The sequence below is a fragment of the Rhizobium sp. GCM10022189 genome (assembly GCF_042656325.1).
Taxonomy (GTDB): Bacteria; Pseudomonadota; Alphaproteobacteria; order Rhizobiales; family Rhizobiaceae; genus Rhizobium.
Window position 1 is genome coordinate 55,730 of sequence record NZ_JBHSOR010000006.1, and the last position, 19,675, is coordinate 75,404.

The 19,675-nt window shown below is 61.4% G+C and carries 13 protein-coding genes; 5 read left to right on the forward strand and 8 right to left on the reverse strand.

Going from position 1 to position 19,675, the window contains the following annotated elements; genetic code table 11:
- Positions 1 to 150 precede the first annotated feature (150 nt).
- The gene (locus tag ACFPWW_RS06975; RefSeq protein ID WP_377311170.1) at positions 151 to 972 is read left to right on the forward strand and encodes a lytic murein transglycosylase; all 822 of its coding nucleotides are present in this window, start codon (positions 151 to 153) and stop codon (positions 970 to 972) included.
- 54 nt (positions 973 to 1,026) lie between these two features.
- Here ACFPWW_RS06975 and ACFPWW_RS06980 read toward each other — a convergent pair whose 3' ends face one another.
- The 3 genes from ACFPWW_RS06980 to pdxY all read right to left on the reverse strand — a co-directional run bounded on the left by ACFPWW_RS06980 (position 1,027) and on the right by pdxY (position 4,318).
- The gene (locus ACFPWW_RS06980; protein ID WP_377311241.1) at positions 1,027 to 2,649 is read right to left on the reverse strand and encodes a sensor domain-containing diguanylate cyclase; all 1,623 of its coding nucleotides are present in this window, start codon (positions 2,647 to 2,649) and stop codon (positions 1,027 to 1,029) included.
- A 91-nt stretch (positions 2,650 to 2,740) separates the two neighbouring features.
- A complete protein-coding gene (locus ACFPWW_RS06985) occupies positions 2,741 to 3,382 on the reverse strand; it encodes a carbonic anhydrase (RefSeq protein ID WP_112562521.1) in 642 nt (213 codons plus the stop codon).
- A 60-nt stretch (positions 3,383 to 3,442) separates the two neighbouring features.
- Complete coding sequence (pdxY, locus tag ACFPWW_RS06990; RefSeq protein ID WP_113413181.1) at positions 3,443 to 4,318, reverse strand: pyridoxal kinase PdxY; 876 nt, start codon at positions 4,316 to 4,318, stop codon at positions 3,443 to 3,445.
- Positions 4,319 to 4,595: 277 nt separating this feature from the next.
- On the opposite strand from pdxY, the gene ACFPWW_RS06995 reads away from it, so the two are divergent.
- Both ACFPWW_RS06995 and ACFPWW_RS07000 read left to right on the forward strand, forming a co-directional pair.
- Entirely contained in the window at positions 4,596 to 9,374 is a 4,779-nt protein-coding gene (locus ACFPWW_RS06995) for an NAD-glutamate dehydrogenase (RefSeq protein ID WP_377311173.1), read from the forward strand.
- Positions 9,371 to 10,789, forward strand: coding sequence for an MFS transporter (locus ACFPWW_RS07000; RefSeq protein ID WP_377311175.1), 1,419 nt, complete (start codon positions 9,371 to 9,373; stop codon positions 10,787 to 10,789). Before ACFPWW_RS06995 ends, ACFPWW_RS07000 begins: the two co-directional genes overlap by 4 nt.
- 46 nt (positions 10,790 to 10,835) lie before the next feature.
- On the opposite strand, the gene purH is transcribed toward ACFPWW_RS07000, so the two are convergent.
- The 4 genes from purH to htpX form a co-directional block, all read right to left on the reverse strand.
- Entirely contained in the window at positions 10,836 to 12,452 is a 1,617-nt protein-coding gene (gene purH, locus ACFPWW_RS07005) for a bifunctional phosphoribosylaminoimidazolecarboxamide formyltransferase/IMP cyclohydrolase (RefSeq protein WP_113500425.1), read from the reverse strand.
- Between the two features lie 195 nt (positions 12,453 to 12,647).
- Positions 12,648 to 14,315, reverse strand: a complete 1,668-nt coding sequence (locus ACFPWW_RS07010) for a heparinase II/III family protein (RefSeq protein WP_112702753.1) — start codon at positions 14,313 to 14,315, stop codon at positions 12,648 to 12,650.
- A 102-nt stretch (positions 14,316 to 14,417) separates the two neighbouring features.
- On the reverse strand, positions 14,418 to 15,809 hold the full coding sequence (locus ACFPWW_RS07015; RefSeq protein WP_377311178.1) for an RsmB/NOP family class I SAM-dependent RNA methyltransferase: 1,392 nt from the start codon (positions 15,807 to 15,809) through the stop codon (positions 14,418 to 14,420).
- Positions 15,800 to 16,762 (reverse strand): zinc metalloprotease HtpX, encoded by a 963-nt coding sequence (gene htpX, locus ACFPWW_RS07020; protein WP_377311180.1) that lies wholly within the window; start codon positions 16,760 to 16,762, stop codon positions 15,800 to 15,802. Before htpX ends, ACFPWW_RS07015 begins: the two co-directional genes overlap by 10 nt.
- A 110-nt stretch (positions 16,763 to 16,872) precedes the next feature.
- On the opposite strand from htpX, the gene ACFPWW_RS07025 reads away from it, so the two are divergent.
- The gene (locus ACFPWW_RS07025; protein ID WP_112755972.1) at positions 16,873 to 17,097 is read left to right on the forward strand and encodes a DUF1674 domain-containing protein; all 225 of its coding nucleotides are present in this window, start codon (positions 16,873 to 16,875) and stop codon (positions 17,095 to 17,097) included.
- Positions 17,098 to 17,246: 149 nt separating this feature from the next.
- Positions 17,247 to 17,534, forward strand: coding sequence for a thermonuclease family protein (locus ACFPWW_RS07030; protein ID WP_377311183.1), 288 nt, complete (start codon positions 17,247 to 17,249; stop codon positions 17,532 to 17,534).
- A gap of 33 nt (positions 17,535 to 17,567) precedes the next feature.
- Here ACFPWW_RS07030 and acs read toward each other — a convergent pair whose 3' ends face one another.
- Positions 17,568 to 19,523 carry an acetate--CoA ligase gene (gene acs, locus ACFPWW_RS07035; protein WP_377311185.1) on the reverse strand — a complete coding sequence of 652 codons (1,956 nt, stop codon included), beginning with the start codon at positions 19,521 to 19,523 and terminating at the stop codon, positions 17,568 to 17,570.
- Positions 19,524 to 19,675 lie beyond the last annotated feature (152 nt).

Consider the following 19,675-nt stretch of genomic DNA (forward strand, 5'->3'; position numbering starts at 1 on the left):
TATGCTAAAGCCCTGCTCGACGAGCGGGGCTTTTTCGGGCAAATACTGCCGTATAAGCGCTCGCTAAAAGGTGATCGTGACAAAATCGCCGACGGCTGGCATTCTCTTGCCTGGCTTAAAAGCTATGCAGATCGAGAGCGGGGTTTCTCCATGCGCATGACAAAATTCTTTCTGGCGGCCGCCACGGCAATGGGCGTCCTCCACGCGGTACCGGCGTTCGCGCAGGGTGCCCAATGCGGCAATACCAGTGCCGGGTTCGAAGCCTGGGTCGCCGATTTCAAGCAGACGGCGGCGGCCAATGGCGTGAGCCAGTCGGTTCTCACCCGTGCCTTCGCCAATGTCAGCTACAACAAGCCGACAATTTCGGCCGACCGCGGCCAGAAGAGCTTCAAGCTGTCCTTCGACGCTTTCATGAAGAAGCGCGGCGGTGCCGCCGTCATTTCCCGTGGCCGCTCGATGAAGGCCGCCAACCAGGCTCTCTTCGCCTCGATCGAGCGCCGCTTCGGTGTTCCGGCCGGCCCGCTGATCGCCATCTGGGGCATGGAAACCGGCTTTGGCAGCTATATGGGCAACCAGCATACGCTGTCCGCAGTCTCTACCCTCGCCTATGACTGCCGCCGCTCGGAATATTTCACCGACCAGCTTTACGCAGCCTTGCAGCTCGTTTCGGAGGGCTATCTCAGCCCGCAGGCCCGAGGTGCCGCCCACGGCGAAATCGGCCAGACCCAGTTCCTGCCGCGCAACGTCGTGCGCTTCGGCGCCGACGGCGATGGTGACGGACGCGTCGATATGGTCGGCTCCCGCGCCGATGCGCTGGCTTCGACGGCCAATTTCCTCAAGGGTCACGGCTGGCGCGCCGGCGCCGGCTACCAGCCGGGCGAGCCGAACTTCGTCGCCATCCAGGGCTGGAATGCCGCAACGGTCTACCAGGAGGCAATCGCCTATATCGGTCAGCAGATCGACGGCGGCTGAAAAGACGTACGATAGGACGTGATTGGAGCGCCGCATGCGAATGCGGCGTTTTTTTCACAGGCGGGATTCGTGGGATCCAGCGGCCATCCTGCGCCGCTCTTCCTGGCCTGCAGCAGGAACGACCGGTCCGGCGACGACGCAATTGCGCCCGGAGGCCTTGGCTGCATAGAGCGCAAGATCGGCGCGCTTTACCAGATCTTCGAAATTGCGATTGCTGGCCGCATTCGCACGTCCCGCGCAGCCGAAACTCGCCGTTACGCGCAGAATCTCGCCACCCGGCAGTTCGATTTCCGCCGCTTCGATGGCCGACCGGACACGTTCGGCAACGACGGCTGCATCTTCAGGCGTCGAATCCGGCAGCAGCGCCATGAACTCCTCGCCGCCGTGGCGCACCAGCAGGTCGAAGGAACGGAAGGTCTCGCGTGCGATGCCGGCGACGCGTTTCAGCACGATATCGCCGGCGTCATGGCCGTGCATGTCGTTGATTTTCTTGAAGTGATCGAGATCGAACAGCACGACCGAAATCCAGCGTGACCCATACTTGGCCTGCATCAGAAGCGCCAAAGCGGCAGCCTCGAAGCCACGCCTGTTGTAAAGACCCGTCAGAAGATCGGTCTGGGCAGCATTGCGCAACTCCTTGATGAGCAGTTCACGCTCTTCAGTGACGCGAGCGACGAGACGGATGCCCCGCACCGCAAGCGCCGCAATAAGGGCAACGAGCAGGACCAGGCCGCACGACAGCGCGAGCACGATCGTCATGTGAACATGCGAGCGCATCGACAACGCCTCCCCAGTCACATGAATATCGGTGGTGACGGAATCGATCTTCTGCCGCAGAAAGCCCAGACGCGCGTTCTGGATGCCGATCCATTTGTCCCGGATCGCCTTATCCGGCCGCAGCGCCCCGGAAACCATGGCCTGTGTGAAAGTATCGGCCCAGACTTCGTCGGCCTGCGCCCTGTAGGCAAGAATGTCCCGCACGACCGGCGAAGAGGAATGGAAGCGTAGCCGATCCATACCGTTGCCGAGCATCATCTGGCCCTGAACGAGCTGCTCGTGCGACATGGCGGAAAAATCGGTCCGGTCGAGATAGCGCTGGCCGAGATTGCCGATCAGCCGCTCGCCGTAATAGCTGAGCAGGATGCTCATCAGCTCGCTGGATTTGCGCATCAACACGGGATCGTGGATGCGCAGCGACAGCGACTCGACGAGCCCAAGCTGCTTCAATCCGGCCTGTCCGTAGATATGAACGGGGTTGCCGCCCCTGCCGTAATAACCCTGATCCACCGCCGAGCGTGCGGCGATGATGCGGCTATAGGCGAGGCGGAGGTTGGAAAGCTGCGACCGCAGGCCGACATCCAGCGCTTCGGCGGCTGGAAGACTGGCGTTGAAATGCGCGCGTTCCATGTCGAGAGCGCTGCGCCTTTCCAGCATCGCAGCCCTGGTCGTCTCGTCGGGATTGTTGATGTAGGTTCGCGTGGCGACGAGTTCCGCCAGAATCTGATTGGCGGCAATCGACCCTCCGCGGGCAAGAACATCGGCAAAGAGATGGTCATTTTCGAGCGCGCGGTACTGCGTGAGCGAGGAGCGGATCAACACCACTCCCTCGGCAATCATGAAAACGAACGGCAGCAGAATGGCGGCCAGCACTGCCCTTCTGATATTCTTGAATTTCACCGCTTCGAAATTCATGATTGATCCACGCGCATATACTGCCTGCTGGCGAGCGTAGTGGAATATCCTAAAAAACTGATAAAGCGGTCTATCCCTAGATTTCGGGACGGATAAAATCCAGTGTCTCGGAATCCATCACCCAGAGCTCACCGGTCGAGATATCGAACCAGGCGCCGTGAAGCCGCAGCTTCCCCTCTTCCTCGAATGCCTTGATGTCGGGAAAAGTCCTGAGATTGTTGATCGAGTTGCGGATGGAGACACGTTCGAGCGCGGTCTGCCGTTCGGCCGGCGTCATCACGTCGTTGCTGCCGATCTGTTCGGCGGCGGGTCGCACGAGCGACATCCAGCGGCCGATGAAGTCGCCAGGCGACAAAGGCTCGGCATTGGGATCGAGCGCGGCGCGGATGCCGCCGCAGCGGCCGTGGCCCATGACCACGATATTCTCGACCTTCAAGGCCTGCACGGCAAATTCGAGCGCCGCCGACGTGGAATGGAAATGACCGTCCGGCTCATAGGGCGGCACCATATTGGCGACGTTGCGGATGACGAAGAGTTCACCCGGCCCGGCATCGAAGATCAGCTCGGGAGCCGCGCGCGAGTCGGAACAGGCAATAACGAGCGTCGTCGGGTTCTGCCCGTTTTCGGCAAGCTGCCGATACCGGTCGCGGGCATCGGCATAGCGCCCGCTCATGAAATTGCGATAACCGTCCAGCAGGGAGTTGGGAAAGCTCAACATGCCATTGGATTAGCGCGCGACGGACCCAAGATCAACTGCTGCACTGCAAAAGCACGAAACCTATTTTTTCCGCCGTTGAGCGGGATGGACGAGGTGGCGCATCTGCACCATCGCCATCGGTGTCGAAAGACTGGAGGCATCGCTTGCCAGCATCAGCTCGTTGCTGCCGCGCTTGACGGCGCGCGCCAGCACTTCGAACACGCTGGCGGTCGCCAGCTGCAGCGCCTTTTCGTCCTCCATGCCCGAGAGCAGGCGGGACAGGAAAAGGGCGGCAAGCAGATCACCGAGGCCGTTCGGCGGGTTCTCGACAAGGCGATGCTCGGCAAGCAGCGCATGTTTTCCGGAAAGATAGAGATTGCCGGTACCGCCCGCCATCATCGGCACCGCCGATGTGACGAGCATGCGCGAGGGGCCGAGCGAAAGCGCGGCCTCCATGACCGCATTGTTGTCGTCGAGCGCCGCGCCCGACAGCCACGCGAGTTCGTAGCGGTTGGGTGTCGCAAGCGAAGCAAGCGGTATCAGATGGTCGCGGATTGCCTCGGCTGTCGCTTCCGGCACGTAGAGGCCGCCGAGATCGCCCATCACCGGATCGCAGACATAGAGCAGTTCCGGATTCCTCTCGCGCAGGGACGCAACGAGTTTCGCGACGGAACGGGCCTGCGCGGCATTGCCGAAATAGCCCGACAGCACGGCCTTGACCTCGCCGATCCACGGCGCGCGGATGAGATCGTCGATCGCCGCCTCGAAATCGGTTTCGGCAAAGGTGAGCCGTGTCGAGCGACCGTGGCCGGGGTGCCAGGGCAGCACGATCGTCGGCAGTGCCCAGACCTGATGGCCGAGCGTTTCCAGCGCGAAGACCGCAGCGCGGTTTCCGACCGATCCGCGCACCACATGGCTGGAAATGACGATAACTGCCCCTGCTGCGTTTTCCGACATGGCATCCGAATCCGAATTTCGACCGCCGTTGATGATCTTTTTGACGAGCCGCTGTCAACCATTCTTCACGCGAGCGTGGAAATGTGCGGCGGGACACAAAAGCCGGATAAGGAGACCTCCTCTCGCAACGGCGCCAGACGGCCAAAAAACTTTCGAAATCTCTCGCCAACATGGCCAAAAAAAGCACGAAAACTGCTTTTCCAAGCCCTCTTTTAAAGATTCTTTCGAAGAACCTTCTGCTAACTTGCCCACATCAGAACAATCGGGGGGATGATTCATGGCTACCAGAAACAATCCGAAACGGGAAAAGCAGATCGAGAGCGCGCGCAAGATCGCCGCCGCGACCGGCGAACCCCATCTCGACCCCGAAATTCTCTTCGGCCGGGCAAGCGGCGACGATCTTGAACTCTACACCCCGGAAATGCTTGCGCTTTCCGCCGTACACTCGGCATCCGAGCTTGCCGCCTGGAACGGTAAGACGCCGCGTGTCAGCATCGACACTGTTGCCGATGTCACACCCGATGGCGTTGCCGTCTCCATCCTCTCGGTGACGGATCACAACAAGCCCTTCCTCTACGAATCCGTCATGGGCGAGGTGACCAGCACCTATCGCGACATCTTCATGGCGGTCCACCCGATCCTGATCCTGGAAGACGGCAAGGCTCCGGAACTCTATTCCGCCGATGTGCCGAGCGACCCGGCAAAGCGGGTCAGCCACATCCAGCTTCACATTTCGCCGCTAAGCCCCTCTCAGGCCGCCGACCTGATCAAGCGGATCAAGGCAGTGCTTGAGCAGGTGGAGCTTGCCGTTTCCGACTGGAAGCCGATGCTTGCGCGCGTCGATGAAGTGATTGCGGAGCTTTCGAACTACAATGCCAGCCGCAAGAAGGCCGACCGCGACGAGGCGGTCGCGTTTCTCACCTGGCTGCGTGACGAGAACTTCACCTTCCTCGGCATGCGCGACTACGTCTATTCCGGCAAGGGACCGGATGCGAAGGTGGAGCGCGACAAGGGAACGGGTCTCGGCATTCTTGCCAATCCCGAGGTTCTTGTTCTGCGCACCGGCAAGGACGCGGTGACGACGACGCCGGAAATCCTGGCCTTCCTCGATGGCCCGGACTTTCTGATCGTCACCAAGGCCAATGTGAAATCGATCGTCCATCGCCGTGCCTACATGGATTATGTCGGCGTCAAGCGCTTCGATGCGCAGGGCAATGTGACCGGCGAACTGCGCATCGTCGGCCTGTTCACATCGACCGCCTACACTTCCTCTGCCAGTGAAATTCCCCTGCTGCGGTCCAAGATCGAAAAGGTGAAGGAGCATTTCGGCTTCGACCCGATGAGCCACTCGGGGCGCATGCTCGACAATACGCTGGAATCCTATCCGCGCGACGACCTCTTCCAGATCGACACGCCGCTGCTCGCCGCCTTTGCCGAGCAGATCAACGACCTCACCGACCGGCCGCGCGTGCGCGTGCTGCCGCGCATCGATCATTTCGACCGTTTCGTCTCCGTCATCGTCTTCGTGCCGCGTGAGGAATATGACTCGACCGTGCGGGAGCGCATCGGCGCCTATCTGAAGACGGTCTATGACGGCCGCGTTTCCGCCTATTATCCGGCCTTTCCGGAAGGCGGCGTGGCGCGTGTGCACTTCATCATCGGCCGCTCCGGCGGCAAGACACCGCGTATCCAGCAGGCCAAGCTCGAGGGAACGATCCGTCAGATCACCGCGCGCTGGGACAGCCGCTTCGAGATGCTTGCCGGCCCCAAGGCGCCGAAGCTCGGCGTCAGCAACGCTTTCCAGGAAGCCTTCACGCCGGATGAAGCAGTCGGCGATCTGCCCGACATTGCCGCATGTGCCGCCGGCGAGCCGATCCGCATCGAATTCTACTATCGCCAGGACGATGAACGCGGCCGCATCCTGTCGCTGAAGATCTTCCATTCCGGCGAGCAGCTGCCGCTGTCGCGCCGCGTGCCTCTCCTCGAAAACCTCGGCTTCAACGTCCTGAGCGAACGGACCTTCGATATCGAAGTTCCGGCCGCCGACGGCGCCATCAACATGGTCGTGCTGCACGATATGGAACTCGAGGCCCGCAGTGGTGCGGACATTGACCTCGCACGTTTCGGCGCACCGCTCGAAGAAGCCTTTGTCGCCGCTTTCAGCGACACGATCGACAATGACAGCTTCAACCGGCTGATCCTGTCGGCTGGCCTCTCCGCCCGCGAGGTGAATGTGCTGCGTGCCTATGCGCGTTATCTGCGCCAGACCGGCATCGCCTATTCGCAGGATTATATCGCCACGACGCTCGACAAATATCCCGTCATCGCGGCCTCGATCTTCCGCCTGTTCCACGACACGCTCGATACCAAGCTTACGGAAAAGGTGCGGATCAGGAAGCTCGCCGAACTGCACGAGGCAATCGAGGCCAAGCTTGCCGACGTGCCGAGCCTGGATGACGACCGTATCCTGCGCCGCTACGTCAACATCGTCGATGCGACGCTGCGCACCAATTATTTCCAGCGCAATGCCGACGGAACGCCGAAGGCCATGCTCGCCTTCAAGCTCGACCCGCATCTGGCGGATGGCCTGCCGGAACCGAAGCCTTTCCGTGAAATCTTCGTCTATGGCGTGGAGGTCGAAGGTGTCCATCTGCGTTTCGGCCGCGTCGCCCGCGGCGGCCTGCGCTGGTCGGACCGTGCCGAGGACTACCGCACCGAAGTTCTGGGGCTCGTCAAGGCGCAGCAGGTCAAGAATGCCGTCATCGTGCCTGTCGGCGCGAAAGGCGGTTTCTATCCCAAGAAGCTGCCGGTCGGCGGCAGCCGCGAGGAGGTCTTCAATGCGGGCCGGGAAGCCTACAAGACCTATATTCGCACGCTGCTGTCCATTACCGACAACATTTCCGGCGCCGATATCGTCCCGCCGGACAATACGGTTCGTCTCGATGGCGATGACCCCTATTTCGTCGTCGCCGCCGACAAGGGCACGGCAACCTTCTCCGACACCGCCAATGCGCTCGCCCAGGAAGCCGGCTTCTGGCTGGACGACGCCTTTGCGTCGGGCGGCTCGGCCGGCTACGACCACAAGAAGATGGGCATCACCGCGCGCGGCGCCTGGGAGACCGTAAAGCGCCATTTCCGCGAAATGGACATCGATATCCAGACGACGCCCTTTACGGTGGCAGGCGTGGGCGACATGTCCGGCGACGTCTTCGGCAACGGCATGCTGTTGTCGCCGAAAATCCGGCTTCTGGCCGCCTTCGACCACCGCGACATCTTCATCGATCCCGATCCGGATATGGAAAGGACGCTTGCCGAGCGTCAGCGCCTGTTCAACCTGCCGCGCTCGAGCTGGCAGGACTTCGACAAGTCCGTGCTCTCGAAGGGCGCCATGATCATTTCGCGCTCGGCAAAATCGGTCACGCTGACGCCGGAGGCCGTCGCCGCGATCGGAATCGACAAGGCGGTCGCCACCCCGTTCGAGATCATGACGGCGATCTTGAAGAGCCCCGTCGACCTGCTCTGGTTCGGCGGCATCGGCACTTACGTGAAAGCCGCATCGGAAACCGATACGGACGTCGGCGATCGCGCCAACGATCCGATCCGCATCACGGCCGACGAAGTGCGCGCCAAGGTGATCGGCGAGGGCGCCAATCTCGGCGTCACGCAGAAGGGCCGCATTGCCTACGGGCTGAAGGGCGGGCGCAGCAACTCCGACGCCATCGACAACTCGGCCGGCGTCAATACGTCCGACGTCGAGGTCAATATCAAGATTGCGCTGGCGAACGCCATGCACGAACAGCGGCTCAGCCGCGCCAAGCGCGACCAGCTTCTCGGCAGCATGACCGACGAGGTGGCTTCGCTCGTGCTGCGCAACAACTACCTGCAATCCCTGGCGATCTCGCTGACGGCCCGCAAGGGAACGGCGAACGGTCTGGAACTCGGCCGTTTCATGAGCGTGCTGGAAGCGGCCGGACAGCTCAACCGCAAGGTCGAGACCCTTCCCGACGATGCCGCCCTGTCCGAACGTTATACGGCCGGCCGGCCGCTGACGCGCCCCGAGATCGGCGTATTGCTCTCCTACGCCAAGATCGTCCTCTTCGACGCATTGATCGCCAGCGAACTGCCCGACGATCCCTATTTCGTCGACACGCTCTTCAATTACTTCCCGGCGAAGATGCAGAAGTCCAACGCCTCCGACATCGACAGCCACCGGCTGAAACGGGAAATCGTCGCGACGGTGCTCGCAAACGAGGCGATCAATCGCGGCGGACCGGGCTTCGTCGTCAGCATGATGGACGCGACCGCAGCCTCTGCTCCGGAAGTCGTGCGCGCTGCCATCGTTGCCCGCGACGGCTTCGATCTCAACCGGCTGTGGGGCGAAACGGATGCTCTGGACAACAAGGTTTCCGGCGAGGTTCAGAACCGCATCTACGAAGAAATCGGCAGCAGCTTCACCGTGCTGACACGCCTGTTGCTCAAAACCGGCATGACCAAGGGCGATATGGCCGAAATTATTAGCCGGCTTCAGGCAACACTGAAAAAACTCAGGCCCTCCTTCGCCGATCAGGCGGGATCCGACGTTGCCACGCGCCAGCAGGAGTACCAGCAGGCCGGTCTGCCGGAGAAACTCGCCGCCGAGATCGCGGCACTGCCGACCTTCGCTCTCGTGCCTGAAATCATGCAGATCGCTGCCCGCACCGGAGAGGCGCTGCCGCGTGCGGCGGAGAACTACTTTGCCGTTACCCAGACCTTCCGCGTCGGCCGGCTGCTTGCCGCCGGCAACCGCATCGTCACCTCCGACCACTACGAAAACCTCGCCCTTGCCCGCAGTATCGATCAGATCGCCAGCGCCCGTCGCGATATCGTGATCTCCGCCCTTTCCGATCACGGCAAGGAAAGGCAGCCGGTCCAGGCTTGGCATGCGCAGGACAGGGTGCGCATCAACCGCATCGTCGAGGAGCTCGCTAGCCTCAGCGACGGCGCCGATCCGAACCTCGCACGCATCACAGTTGCCGCAGGCATCCTCACCGATCTTGCGCGCGACCGGGCGAGATGAGACAGTCCGCCCCAAAAAGGAGCGGACGCTTGAATCGCATAGACTGGACAGGAACGCAGCCGCCGAAAGCCACGGAGAAGGGCATATGGGGCTGGATGCTCTTCGATTGGGCAGCCCAGCCTTTCTTCACCGTGGTCACGACGTTTATTTTCGGCCCCTACTTCGTCTCGCGGCTGACGGCCGATCCGGTCGCCGCGCAGACGACGTGGAGCAACATGGCGACCATCTCCTCGGTCATCATCGCCATCCTGTCTCCCGTTCTGGGCTCCATTGCCGACCAGTCAGGCGCGCGCAAACCCTGGATCGCCTTCTTCGCGGCCGTCAAGATCGTCAGCCTCTGCTGCCTCTGGTTCGCAGCCCCGGGTTCGCCGGTTGTCTACCCTGTCATCTTCATGATTCTTGCCTCGATCTCGGCGGAGTTTTCGATCGTATTCAACGATTCCATGATGCCGCGCCTCGTCGGCAAGGATGAGGTCGGCAAGCTTTCCAACACTGCCTGGGGGCTCGGCTATCTTGGCGGCATGATCGTGCTGATTGCCGTCGTCGCGCTATTGGCCGGCAGCCCGGAAAGCGGCAAGACCATTCTGGGCCTCGATCCGCTGTTCGGTCTCGATCCTCACACGGGCGAGGATGCGCGCGTCACCGGTCCGATTTCGGCCGTCTGGTACCTGATCTTCATCCTGCCGATGTTCTTCTTCACGCCGGATGCCCGCAAGGGGCTGCCTTTCGGCTTTGCGGTACGCTTCGGTCTCAGGGAATTGCGCAATACGCTCGGTGAACTGAAGGCGCGCCGCGGCATCCTGACCTTCCTCATCGCCCGCATGATCTATCAGGACGGCGTCAACGGCCTGCTGATCCTTGGCGGCGCCTTCGCGGCGGGCATGTTCGGCTGGGCGACGATCGAGATCGGCATTTACGGGATCATCCTCAATGTCGTCGCAATCCTCGGCTGCCTGATTGCCGGCCGCGTCGACAAGGGGATAGGTTCGAAGGCAACCGTCATTATCAGCCTGACCCTGCTGCTGCTGGCGACGATCGGCATCATTTCCACCGGCCCCGGCTACACATTCTTCGGGCTGATGCCGCTTTCGAATATCGACAGCGGCGGCCTTTTCGGCACGATGGCGGAAAAGGCCTATATCCTCTATGGCCTGCTGATCGGTCTGGCTTTCGGCCCGGTACAGGCCTCGTCACGTTCCTATCTGGCGCGCAGTGTCAGCCTTGAGGAGGCCGGCCGTTACTTCGGCATCTATGCGCTATCCGGCCGCGCCACGAGCTTCATGGCAACGCTTTTGTTTTCGATCGTGACCTATTTGACCGGATCGGCGCATCTCGGCATGTCGACGCTGATCCTCTTCCTGGCCGGAGGCCTGGTGTTGCTGATCCGCACGCCCTATCCGGCGGATCGCAGCTGATCATGCCCCGGCCGCGGAAGCCGGGGAATAGAGCGATTGTCCCGCCTCAGTGGCGGAAGTGACGCATGCCGGTAAAGACCATCGCGACATTGTGCTCGTTTGCCGCGTCGATGACTTCCTGATCCCGCATCGAGCCGCCCGGCTGGATGACTGCGGTCGCGCCGGCGGCGATCATGGACAGAAGGCCGTCGGCGAAGGGCAGGAAGGCCTCGGAGGCGACTGCCGAACCATGCGTCATCGGGACGGCAAGACCAAGCGCCTTGGCCGCTTCCTCGGCCTTCAGCGCCGCGATGCGGGCGGAATCGACGCGGCTCATCTGGCCGGCGCCGATACCGGCTGTCTGGCCGTCCTTGGCATAAACGACGGCATTCGATTTGACGTGCTTGCCGACCTTGAAGGCGAACTTCATGTCTTCGAGCTCCTGGGCCGTCGGCGCCCGCTTGGTGACGACCTTGAGCTCCAGATCCTCGACCATGCCGTTATCGCGGCTCTGGACGAGCAGGCCGCCGGAAACCGTCTTGGCGGTTATGCCGGCCGCACGCGCATCCGGCAGGCCGCCTGCCGAGAGCAGGCGCAGGTTCGGCTTGCGGGCAACGACCGCCTTGGCTTCTTCGGTGACGTCAGGCGCGATGATAACCTCGGTGAAGAGCTTGATGATCTCTTCGGCCGTTTCTGCATCCAGCGTCTGGTTCAGGGCGATGATGCCGCCGAAAGCCGAAACGGAATCGCAGGCGAGCGCCCGCTTGTAGGCTTCCAGAAGTGTCGGGCCGGTTGCGACACCGCAGGGATTGGCGTGCTTGATGATGGCGCAGGCCGGCGATTTCTCCGGCAGGAACTCGGCGACCAGCTCATAGGCCGCGTCGGTATCGTTGATATTGTTGTAGGAGAGCTGCTTTCCCTGCAAAAGGACCGCTGTCGAGACACCCGGACGCTTTTCACCCGTCACATAGAAGGCAGCCTTCTGGTGCGGATTTTCACCGTAGCGCATCTCTTCCTTCAAGACGCCGCCAATCGTGCGGTGGCGCGGCGTATCGATGGAAAGGGCTTCGGCAAACCAGTTGGAAATGGCGGCATCATAAGCGGCGGTGCGGGCATAGGCCTTGGCTGCCATACGTTGACGGAAGGCATAGGCCGTCTTGCCGGCATCGGCCGAAAGCTGCTCGGCAAGCTCAGCGTAATCGGCCGGGTCGGTGATGACGGTGACATAGGCATGGTTCTTGGCCGAAGCGCGGATCATTGCGGGGCCGCCGATATCGATATTCTCGACCGTCGTCGGATAGTCGCCGCCGGCCGCCCGCACGTCCTCGAAGGGATAGAGGTTGACGACCAGCAGGTCGATAGCGTCGATGCCGTGCGCCTTCATGGCCTCCTGATGTTCGGCATCGTCGCGGATCGCCAGCAGGCCGCCATGCACCTTGGGATGCAGGGTCTTTACGCGGCCGTCCATGATCTCCGGAAACTGCGTCACCTCCGAAACGTCGGTGACGGCAAGTCCTTCGGCCGCGATCGCCTTGTAGGTACCGCCGGTTGACAGCAGTCGCACGCCGCGCGCCGAAAGCGCGCGGGCAAGTTCGATAATACCGGTCTTGTCGAAAACGGACAGCAGCGCGGTCTTGATCTCGACCTTGTCGGGGGCGGGGATTTTCTTGGAAATAACGGCCATGAACCTTCTCCGTTCGGGCTTGGCGGGAGACATCCGGGCAAGGGACGTTCTGATGAGGCCGCGTTAGCACAGCTTGGAGCCGACGCAAACAGCCGCCGGGGCAATTACAGCAAAAGTGTGCCGCGGTTTTGCGTTTGGAACTGCGTGAGAATGAAACTCGGAGCCTTGCCGCGATTCAAGGAAGACGGAAATGCTCTATCCCTTGCGTGACAGAAACCAGCGAATTTCGGGTTTCTCCGCCAGATTGAAATCTATCTCGATCTGGTCCGAGCTGCTGATGCCGGCGCTGTCGGCAAAGAAAATATCCTCCGCGATCAGCACTTCGTTGCCGGGAGAAGAAAACAGCCAGCTTTCGCCGTCCGGCGCTGTCAGCAGCACGGATTCCGTGTCGTTCTGCCGTGGCACGATGGCGGGATGGATGTGGAAGCGGGCAACCGCCCGCAGCGGGCCTTCGCTGTGATACCGGTCATCCGTCACGAAACGATCCATGCCGGTCACGATCGAGCCGGCCGCGTTCAGCGTCAGCTCCCGCTCATGGATGACGCCGAAAGTGTCGAGATAGCCGTCATGCCTCGCCTTGATCCCCTCGCGGCCGTCTTCGGTCTCCACCCGCTCGGCAGCAACCGTTTCCACGGGCTCGGTCATCATGTGCGCCAGAAACGGCGAGGTGGAAAACCGGCTGGAGGACGTATCGTTTACCACCACCGTGGAATGGGCAGCCGTAGTGCGGGCCATCTGGACATAGCGTTGGCCTGCGAATTTCGGCGATCCGGAATTGACGATGAAGCGGTAGCGGCCGGAGGACATTTCGAAGGAAAGACTGCCTGCATGGGCTGTTCCGAAGCAGCTGGGCGAGGGGGGGCCGGTATCGGCAATGATCACCGTCTTGCCGGCCGCAAGCCGCTGATAGCGCGAATGCGGCAGCGCCTTGAACGGCTGGCCCGCCGTCTCGTCGTAGCGCAATACGGACATCAATTCGTCCGCCAGCGTCGATGTCGCGCCGTTGAAGAGCGCCAGATCTCCATCCTGATGGCGAAAGAAGCGCAGGGCAGGGTACATGCGGTCGATACCGGAAATCAGCTTCTGCGGCAGGTCATGGCCGAGATTGACGTAGGTTTGGCGCAGCGGCAGCAGGTCGAGAAGCAGCTCGAGCCCGATGCGCGGATTGCGGGAGATATGGCCTCCGTCCGGCAGAATCTGGCTGTCGAACTCGCGGTCGAGCGCCTGGGCTGCCCGCCGCAGTGTCGAAGCGCGCACCGGCATGGCGACAGAGGCCATGGCCAGCGCGATGCGGAGCCGGAATCGGACCTCGCCGGTCGCATAAGGCGCCATGCGGCGCAGATAGCCGATATGAAAGGCGAGCGACTTCATGAAACGGCGATAGAAACCGCGATCGGCATTCTGCAGCACGACAGGAGAATGCGACAGCCAGGCAATGACACGCTGCGAGACGACGTCCGTCTCCCAGGCGATGCCCTCGATACGGCTCCCGTGGATCGAGAGCCAGCTATCGACGATCACGCGGGCGACGGCCGAGCCGCGCTCGCTCTTGTTGGCCCGCATATGCCGAAGCCAGCCGAAACTGTGGAGCCGGATCGCGAAGGCGCGCGACGGAAGACTGAGCGTGAAGGGGGACTTTCCACCGGTTTCCAGCATCCGCCCGGCGAGCGGAAACCGGCCGTCGATGATCTCATCGGCAACGTGGGAATCGATGCCTCTTAGATCCGTCGGCGCGACGATCAGCCGTTCGGGAACCGGAATTGCATGCCGAAAGAAGCGCAGACGCAGAAGTGCGGCACGGCGCGTACCGCGCCGCCAAGCTTCCCGAACATACATGCTCGCAAGACGCCGACCGGACTGCATATTAAATGTCTATTGACCCTCGTGGTTAAGAATAGATGAATCCCAACCGATTTCATCAGCCGCGATGTATTATTTTGTGATGAAATTAGAATATAATGGCATTCAGGCGCGTCTGAGCACCGCCGCGTAGAAGCCATCGAGGCCCGAGGCGAAACCGTCGGGCATATCCAGCATTGTAGGAAGTGTGCGGAATTCGCCCGCCGGTGTAATGGCCTGCTCCATGCCCGGCCATTTCGCGGCATCGATCGGTACCCGCTCGATGTTCTTCACATCTTCGAGAACGCGGGCAACGACCTCTTCACCCTCCTGCGGATCAAGCGAGCAATTGGAAAAGACGAGCACGCCGCCGGGCTTCAATAGGGTGATCGCATAGCGCAGAAGACGTTCCTGCAGAGCCGCCAGCTTGGCAATATCCTCCGGACCCTTCGTCCAAAGCACATCGGGATGCCGGCGCGTCGTGCCTGTCGACGAGCAGGGAGCGTCGAGCAGGATCGCATCGAAGCGTTCGGATGGCTCGAATTTCGTAAGATCCACTGCGATTGTCTCGGCTTCGAGGCCGAGCCGCTCCAGATTGGAACGCAGACGCCGCAACCGGTTTTCGGACTGATCGATCGCCGTCACCCTGCCGCCGGCAAGGATGAGTTGCGCGGTCTTGCCGCCGGGCGCAGCACAGAGATCTGCAACACGTTTGCCGGCGAGATCACCAAAGAGCTTTGCCGGGATACTCGCGGCCGCATCCTGAACCCACCATTCTCCCTCTTCAAATCCATCCAGCGAGGGAATGCTGCCCTCAAAAGCGGAGAGCCGCACACCTCCTGTCGGAAGCACGATGCCGTTCAGTCGGCTCGACCAGCCTGCGGCATCGGATTTGACGGTAAGGTCGATCGCTGCCGGCTCGAACTGGGATTCGGAAATGGCAAATGCCTTCTCCTTCCCGTAGGCCCTTGCAAGCCGCTCGATAAACCATGCCGGCATCGGCGGAATGCCGGCAATCTCGGCAAGGATCGGTTCCTTCTCCCGACCAAGACGACGCAGGACAGCATTCACGAGCTTGGCGAAGCGCCGGTTGCGAGGATCCTGATTGGCCTGTTCGACCGCAAGGTCAACGGCGGAGTGGTCGGGAACATCGAGATAGAGAATCTGCGCAGCGCCGACGGCCAGCACATGATGCAATGCACGAGCACCATCCGGCAACGGCGTCTCGAGCAGCGAGGCAATGGCGGCATCGATGCGCGGCAGATGTCTGAGCGTGGCGTGGAGTATGGCGCGCACCAGCGCACGATCGCTTTCCCCAAGCGCCTTGTAGGCCGGATTACCATGCTCGTGGTCCAATGCACCGTCGAGCGGCAGTTTCTTGTCTACGACGGCAGCGAGGATCTTTGCGGCAGCGGCACGCGCCGGCAGGCCGGGTTTTACCGGCGCCGGCGCAGAGCGTTCTGCAGAAGGTTTATGTTTGCGAGCTGGCTTCTTCTTGCCGTCTGAATTCAAGACCACGGACCCTTCGGCGGTTGCGAGTCACCGCGGCCGAAACCGGTATTGGGAACCGAGCGCGATTTGCGCGTCGGATTAGCAGCCCGAACCGGCGGCGTCGAGACGTCGAAGCCGCCGCGTGCCATTTCCTCAAGGGCCGCAATACGGTTTTCGGTGTCCGGATGCGTCGAAAACAGGTTGTCCATGCGCTCGCCGGAGAGCGGATTGATGATGAACATATGCGCAGTGGCCGGATTGCGCTCCGCATCATAGTTCGGCACATGCGCCGCGCCGCGGGCGATCTTGCCGAGCGCCGAGGCGAGCCACAGGGGATTGCCGCAGATTTCGGCACCCCGCCTGTCGGCCGAATATTCGCGGGTGCGGCTGATCGCCATCTGCACCAGCATCGCGGCAAGCGGCGCCACGATCATCGCGACAAGCACGCCGACGAAGCCGAGCGGATTGTTGTTGTTCTCGCGATTGCCGCCGAAGAAGAAGGCAAAATTGCCGAGCATGGAAATTGCACCGGCAAGCGTGGCGGTGATCGTCATCGTCAGCGTGTCGCGGTTCTGGACATGCGCGAGTTCATGCGCCATCACGCCTGCGACTTCTTGTGGCGAAAGCGCCGCCAGCAGGCCGGTCGAAGCGGCAACGGCGGCGTTTTCCGGGTTGCGGCCGGTGGCAAAGGCATTCGGCTGCGGGCTGTCGTAGAGATAGACCTTCGGCATCGGCAAACCGGCATTGCGGGCGAGATCACGCACGATCCGGTAGAATTCCGGGGCGTTGCGCTCATCGACCTCCTGCGCGCGGTAGGCCGACAGCACCATCCGGTCGGCATTCCAATAGGAGAAGAAGTTCATGCCGGCAGCGATGAGAAAGGCGATCATCATGCCGCCGCGGCCGCCGACCAAAAAGCCGACAAACATGAAAAGCGCCGTCATGAAGGCAAGCAACATGGCAGTACGCATGAGGTTCATCAGAGGTCTCCATCTCCCGATTGCGGCGCGATGCTTTAAATCCTGGCGCCGGCGCATTATAATTTGGTTATTCGCCAGCCATTTTCAATATTTCCAGGCGGGAGTGCAGCATGCAGACGGCCGATAACGACAACGTGGAAACTCCCGTGCCGGAGGGCACGGAGCCGCCACGCAAGATGCTTTCTCCCGCCGCCAGGCGCGCACTCGCCGAGGCCGAGGAACGCCGGAGGAATGCAAAGCCTGCCGAACTGCCGACCGAGATCGGCGGGCGGGGCGGGGCGGAGCCTTCGCGCTTCGGCGACTATGAGATCAATGGTCGCGCCATCGATTTCTAAGTAAATATTCCTATTGACTTTAAAAAAGAAAGGAATTTATTCCTTTCATGTTCAGAGTGCTTCGATTCTCCTGCTGTTTCTTGGCACCGTGCCGGCTTTCGCGGCGCGGGACGAGATTGCCGGGCCGGTTTCGGCCCCCGCAGCAGACGATGGAAGTCTACGTCCGCATTCGCGGCATTGACGCACCCGAAATCCATTCGCGGTGCCCTGAGATCAGAAAGGCGGCGGCTGAGGCGCGCCAGGCGCTGGAGCGGATGATCGCAGGTATTCCCAGTATCAGGCTGACCGACATCAGCGGCGACAAATATTTCGGACGCATCCTCGCCAATGTCAGGCTTTCCGATGGGCGCGATCCCGCGCGCGACCTGCTCGGCGACGGGCTGGTTCGTGCCTATGATGGCGGCCGCAAGCCGCCGGTTTCCTGCGCCGGAGAATAAGGCCGCCCCGATAACGGAACGGCCTTTGTCGATTTAGGCCGTAGCCTTGTTCTGTCGGTTGGCGATCAGATCCTCGACGACAGCCGGATCGGCAAGCGTCGAAGTATCGCCGAGCGAGCCGAAATCGTCCTCGGCAATCTTGCGCAGGATGCGGCGCATGATCTTGCCGGATCGCGTCTTCGGCAGGCCGGGCGCAAACTGGATCTTGTCGGGCGCAGCAATCGGGCCGATTTCGGAACGCACGTGTTTGACAAGCTGCTGGCGCAGTTCATCCGTACCCTCATTGCCCGCCATCAGCGTCACATAGCAATAAATTCCCTGCCCCTTGATCGGGTGCGGATAACCGACGACGGCGGCTTCCGAGACGAGATTGTGCGAGACGAGGGCGGATTCGACTTCCGCGGTGCCGAGGCGGTGGCCGGAAACGTTCAGAACGTCATCGACACGCCCCGTGATCCAGTAATAGCCGTCTTCATCGCGGCGGCAGCCGTCGCCCGTGAAATACTTGCCCTTGTATGTCGAGAAATAGGTCTGGATGAAGCGCTCATGGTCGCCATAAACCGTCCGCATCTGGCCCGGCCAGCTATCGGTGATGCAGAGATTGCCGTCGGCGGCACCTTCCAGCACCTTGCCCTCATTGTCGACAAGCTGCGGCTTGACGCCGAAGAAGGGCCTGGTGGCCGAACCCGGCTTGAGGTCGGTCGCGCCCGGCAGCGGCGTGATCATATGGCCGCCGGTTTCCGTCTGCCACCAGGTATCGATGACGGGGCAGCGCTTGTCGCCGACGACATTGTAATACCATTCCCAGGCTTCCGGATTGATCGGCTCGCCGACCGTGCCGAGCAGGCGCAGGCTCTCGCGGGACGAGCGCGTCACGAAATGGTCGCCGGCACCCATGAGCGAGCGGATGGCCGTCGGCGCCGTGTAGAAGATATTGACCTTGTGCTTGTCGATGATTTCCCAGAAACGGCCCTGATCCGGGAAGTTCGGCACGCCTTCGAACATCAGCGTCGTGGCGCAGTTGGCAAGCGGCCCATAGACGATATAGGAATGGCCTGTGACCCAGCCGACATCGGCCGTGCACCAGTAGATATCGCCGGGATGGTAGTCGAAGACATATTCGTGCGTCATCGCCGCGTAGACGAGATATCCGCCCGTCGTATGCAGCACGCCCTTCGGCTTGCCCGTGGAGCCCGAAGTGTAGAGGATGAAAAGCGGGTCTTCCGCCTTCATCTTCACCGGCGGGCATTCCGGCTTCACCTTGGCGATCTCCTGATGGTACCAGAGGTCGCGACCCGGCGCCCAGCCCGTCTTGCCGCCGGTACGACGCACGACGAGCACCTTGTTGACCGCCACATACTGACGGGCCGCAATATGGATGGCGGTATCCGTATTGTCTTTCAGCGGCACCGGTTTGCCGCCGCGGATACCCTCGTCGCAGGTGATGACGAAGGTGGATTCGCAGTCGACGATACGACCGGCCAGCGCTTCCGGCGAGAAGCCGCCGAAGACGACGGAATGGACCGCGCCGATGCGGGCGCAGGCGAGCATCGCATAGGCCGCTTCCGGGATCATCGGCATGTAGATGGTGACGCGGTCGCCTTTCTTGACGCCGTGCTTCTTCAGCACGTTCGCCATGCGGCAGACATGTTCGTAGAGTTCGTTATAGGTGACCTTCTTGTCGATATAGGGGTTGTCGCCTTCGAAGATGATGGCCGTCTGGTTGCCGTTCGTCTTCAGGTGACGATCGATGCAATTATGGGAAACATTGGTCTGGCCGTCTTCGAACCACTTGATCGAGACCTTGCCGGTAAAGGACGTATTCTTGACCTTTGTATAGGGCTTGAACCAGTCGATGCGCTTGCCGTGTTTGCCCCAGAACTTGTCAGGGTTTTCAATGCTTTCCTCGTACCATTGCTCGTACTTGGCCTGATCGATCAGCGCACGGGTCTTCACCGGTTTGGAAACCGGATAGATCTTCTCCGACATCGAAACTCCTCCTCACAAGGCTATGCAACAGCCGCCGGTTTCGAAGCAGCGACCGGACTCGAATTGCGCAATTCATATCAGGTCGTCAAATGACGGCAATTAGACAAAGGTCATTTCATTTCTGAAGAATTGCAATTCTGCGACAGTGCGAT

Excerpts from the sequence above, each read along its gene's own strand:
- ACFPWW_RS06975 (WP_377311170.1), top strand. The coding sequence starts at position 151 with ATGCGCATGACAAAATTCTTTCTGGCGGCCGCCACGGCAATGGGCGTC.
- ACFPWW_RS06985 (WP_112562521.1), bottom strand. The coding sequence starts at position 3,382 with ATGTTGAGCTTTCCCAACTCCCTGCTGGACGGTTATCGCAATTTCATG.
- pdxY (WP_113413181.1), bottom strand. The coding sequence starts at position 4,318 with ATGTCGGAAAACGCAGCAGGGGCAGTTATCGTCATTTCCAGCCATGTG.
- ACFPWW_RS06995 (WP_377311173.1), top strand. The coding sequence starts at position 4,596 with ATGGCTACCAGAAACAATCCGAAACGGGAAAAGCAGATCGAGAGCGCG.
- ACFPWW_RS07000 (WP_377311175.1), top strand. The coding sequence starts at position 9,371 with ATGAGACAGTCCGCCCCAAAAAGGAGCGGACGCTTGAATCGCATAGAC.
- purH (WP_113500425.1), bottom strand. The coding sequence starts at position 12,452 with ATGGCCGTTATTTCCAAGAAAATCCCCGCCCCCGACAAGGTCGAGATC.
- ACFPWW_RS07010 (WP_112702753.1), bottom strand. The coding sequence starts at position 14,315 with ATGCAGTCCGGTCGGCGTCTTGCGAGCATGTATGTTCGGGAAGCTTGG.
- htpX (WP_377311180.1), bottom strand. The coding sequence starts at position 16,762 with ATGAACCTCATGCGTACTGCCATGTTGCTTGCCTTCATGACGGCGCTT.
- ACFPWW_RS07025 (WP_112755972.1), top strand. The coding sequence starts at position 16,873 with ATGCAGACGGCCGATAACGACAACGTGGAAACTCCCGTGCCGGAGGGC.
- ACFPWW_RS07030 (WP_377311183.1), top strand. The coding sequence starts at position 17,247 with ATGGAAGTCTACGTCCGCATTCGCGGCATTGACGCACCCGAAATCCAT.
- acs (WP_377311185.1), bottom strand. The coding sequence starts at position 19,523 with ATGTCGGAGAAGATCTATCCGGTTTCCAAACCGGTGAAGACCCGTGCG.